This window comes from Neisseria sp. P0001.S005, from assembly GCF_051963715.1.
In genome coordinates, this window is the sequence record NZ_JBQCTZ010000278.1 from 1 (window position 1) to 3,698 (window position 3,698).

The following is a 3,698-nucleotide window of genomic DNA, read 5'->3' on the forward strand; positions in this document are numbered from 1 at the left end:
GTACAAGCGGAGATGGACAGTGCCAAGCTGAATTTTGAAAAAGCCCTGACCACCGCGCTCAACGAGGTCAACACCAATTACCTTGCCTACAAAAACGCTCAGGCCAGCCTTGCCAATCAGGAACAGCGTTATCAGTTGGACAAGAAAAACAGCCATTACTATCAAGTACGCTACCAACATGGTAAAAACGAACTGAAAGACTGGCTGGAGGCTTTGAATTCGGAATACAGCTCGGCTCAAAACCTGCTGAACCAACGCTATGAAGCCTTAAAATACGAAAATATGGTGTATAAAGCCATGGCGGGACGTTATACGCCGAAATAGCATTTTCAGACGACCTTTGGTTAATTTCCGTCAACGGCCGTCTGAAAAACATTCAAGCAACTGAATTTTCATATATAATCGCGCGTTTATTTGATTTTATCCGGACAACATTATGGCCTTCGCCTCTCTCTTTACGCTTTTGGACGACATTACCGCCGTTTTGGACGACGTAGCGATGATGACCAAAGTCGCCGCCAAAAAAACTGCCGGCGTGGTTGGCGACGATTTGGCGCTCAACGCCAATCAGGTAACCGGCGTATCCGCCGAGCGCGAATTGCCGATTATTTGGGCGGTGGCAAAAGGCTCTCTGGTCAACAAGCTGATTCTGGTGCCGCTTGCGCTGTTGCTTTCCGCTTTCCTGCCTGCGCTGATTACGCCCTTGCTGATGATCGGCGGTGTTTATTTGTGTTTTGAAGGCGTGGAAAAACTGTTGCACAAATTTCTGCACCGCAATGAACACGAAGACGGACACGATGCCGAGCCTGAAGTCACAGACGAAAAAACAAAAGTAAAAGGCGCGGTCCGTACAGATTTCATCCTCTCCGCCGAAATCATCATTATCGCGCTGGGTGTTGTTGAAAAATATGACCTGATGACGCGTTCTTTGGTTATGGCTGCCATCGGTGTCGGCATGACTGCATTGGTCTATGGTTTGGTCGGCATCATCGTCAAACTTGACGACCTCGGTATGATGTTGATGCGCCAAAAAAGCGCCGCCGTACAAGGCATCGGACGCGGTTTGATTTCATTTATGCCTTGGTTTATGCGTGGCTTGAGCATTGTCGGCACGCTGGCGATGTTCTTGGTCGGCGGCGGACTAATCGCCCACAACCTTGGCTTTTTGCACGATTTCCTCCACGCGCAGCATTGGGACAGCGGCATGATGGAACATATCGCCAATCTGGTGGTCGGAGTAGCCGCCGGTGCATTAGCTTGCGCAATCGTCCTGCCTGCAATGAAATTGTTTCAAAAAGACTGATTTTGTTTCCCTGCCGTCTGAAAACTTTTCAGACGGCCTCAATACCATTTAAAGCATGAATATTTTCCGTAAACTCGAACAATATTGGCAACATCCGCTGCTGTACTGGCCGCTGGTTATCTTGATTGCCGCTGCGACACCGTTCACTTTCGCCCCGTATTATCATTTCTGGCTGATGCCGCTGTTGTTTGGAGCGCTGATACGCCTGATTGAATTGCGTCCACGCTTTGCCGTCATGACTGCCTATCTGTTCGGATTAATCGGTTATACGGCGCAGTTTTATTGGATACACACTGCCCTGCATGATGTTTCGGGTCTGCCGGATTCATACGCCATCCCCCTCACCTTCCTGCTGCCGGCATTTCTTGCGCTTTATCCGGCCATCTGTTTTTGGGTGTGGAGAAAATGCAACCTGGCGCGCTGGGCCAAAACCGGCCTCCTGCTGCCGATTTTGTGGACGCTGGCAGAATTTGCCCGCGAACGTTTCCTGACCGGATTCGGCTGGGGCGCAATCGGCTATTCCCAAATCATTAAAGACAGCCCGTTGGCAGGTTTCGCGCCTTTGGGCGGCATTCATATGGTCACGCTGGCAACCGCTTTCCTCAGCGCATGGCTGGTGTTGCTGATTGACAACCACGGCCGTCTGAAACACCGCCTGCTGCCCTTATTCCTTATCGTTGCACTCTGCTCCGTCGGCTACATTTCCCAACAAACCGAATACACCCGCCCCGACGGCAGCACCAGCACCGTCGCCCTGATTCAAGGCAATATCGAGCAGAATCTGAAATGGAAGGAAGAGCAAATCATCCCAACCATTCAGAAATACTACGAACAAATCAGCAAAACCAGTGCCGACATCGTCATCCTGCCTGAAACCGCCCTGCCGCTGATGCGCCAAGACCTGCCCGAAGGTATCTTGGAACAATTCGCCGAACAGGCGCAAAGCAACGGCAGCGCGTTGGCCATCGGTATCAGCCAATATACGCCCGACGGCAACGGCTACGAAAATGCCGTCATCAATTTGAGCGACTATCACAACAGCACTTCCGATACCATCCCCTACTACGCCAAAAACCACCTGGTTCCATTTGGCGAATACAAGCCTTTACCCATCATTACCGAGCGCCTCTATAAAATGATGGATATGCCTTTGGCCGACTTCCAAAAAGGTGGCGACAACCAAGCGCCTTTGACAATGAAAGATCAAAAAGTCGCCTTCAATATCTGCTATGAAGACGGCTTCGGCGACGAACTCATCGCAACGGCGAAACGCTCTACCCTGCTTGCCAACATCAGTAATATGGCGTGGTACGGCAAATCCAATGCCATGTATCAGCAGCTTCAACAGTCCCAAGCGCGTGCAATGGAACTGGGCCGCTACATGGTTCGCGCCACCAATACCGGCGCGACCGCCATTATTTCCCCTAAAGGTACGATTGTTGCCGAGGCCCAACCGGATACAGAAACCGTCCTCGAAGGCCACGTCAAAGGCTATATCGGAGAAACGCCTTATATGAAAGCAGGCGGCTCAACATGGCTTATCAGCATTTTGGCCGTTATCGGCGTATTCTTCATCCTGATTGGCCGGAAGAAACCAGAATAAAAAAATTTTAAGACCTTGTTATACAAGGTCTTTTTTATTACTAAAACTATTTACATACAGAAATGTTTGTAATATACTTACCCAAAACCTAGCAAATCACTCAAATTTTCTAAGACAATCAAACCTTGCGATTCAAGCAGTAAAAACTATTGAATCTATCGTTAATTTACAGAAAAAATCCAACCCATAACAAAACAAACCACAGGCAGTGTTATACTGCTTGTCACACAATAAACAAAAAGCCGTTTTCAGACGGCCTAATTAAGGAGAGCATCCTTTATGAATAAAGCTTTTGCATTACCCGTTATCCACAGCGGCAACGGTAGCCTCGAGCAATACATTCATACTGTCAACAGCATTCCCATGCTGACTGCCGAAGAAGAAACACAACTGGCCGAACGTCAGCAAAAAGGCGATCTCAACGCCGCCAAACAGCTTATTCTGTCTCATCTTCGCGTCGTCGTATCCATCGCACGCGGCTACGATGGCTACGGCCTCAACCAAGCCGACCTGATTCAAGAAGGCAATATCGGCCTGATGAAAGCCGTCAAACGCTACGAACCGAGCCGCGGCGCGCGCCTGTTTTCGTTTGCCGTGCATTGGATTAAAGCCGAAATCCATGAATTCATTTTGCGCAACTGGCGTTTGGTCCGCGTTGCCACAACCAAACCGCAACGCAAACTGTTCTTCAATCTGCGCAGCATGCGTAAAAATCTGAATGCCTTGTCTCCAAAAGAAGCGCAAGAAATCGCCGACGATTTGGGCGTCAAATTGTCCGAAGTCTTGGAAATG

3 protein-coding genes and 1 pseudogene are annotated in these 3,698 nt (G+C 49.4%); all 4 read left to right on the top strand.

The genetic code is table 11. From position 1 onward, the window contains the following. A pseudogene (locus tag ACTHSP_RS18760) lies at positions 1–324 on the top strand (TolC family protein); the annotation flags it as partial. Positions 325–436: 112 nt separating this feature from the next. After that, positions 437–1,303, top strand: a complete 867-nt coding sequence (locus tag ACTHSP_RS18765) for a DUF808 domain-containing protein (RefSeq protein WP_070646300.1) — start codon at positions 437–439, stop codon at positions 1,301–1,303. A gap of 55 nt (positions 1,304–1,358) precedes the next feature. Further along, positions 1,359–2,906 carry an apolipoprotein N-acyltransferase gene (gene lnt / locus ACTHSP_RS18770; protein ID WP_314512671.1) on the top strand — a complete coding sequence of 516 codons (1,548 nt, stop codon included), beginning with the start codon at positions 1,359–1,361 and terminating at the stop codon, positions 2,904–2,906. A gap of 279 nt (positions 2,907–3,185) precedes the next feature. Continuing rightward, positions 3,186–3,698 (top strand): RNA polymerase factor sigma-32 (locus ACTHSP_RS18775; RefSeq protein WP_440346660.1); only part of this gene is annotated, 513 nt, incomplete at its 3' end.

Coding starts and splice junctions, on each gene's coding strand:
- ACTHSP_RS18765 (WP_070646300.1), top strand. CDS start 437: ATGGCCTTCGCCTCTCTCTTTACGCTTTTGGACGACATTACCGCCGTT.
- lnt (WP_314512671.1), top strand. CDS start 1,359: ATGAATATTTTCCGTAAACTCGAACAATATTGGCAACATCCGCTGCTG.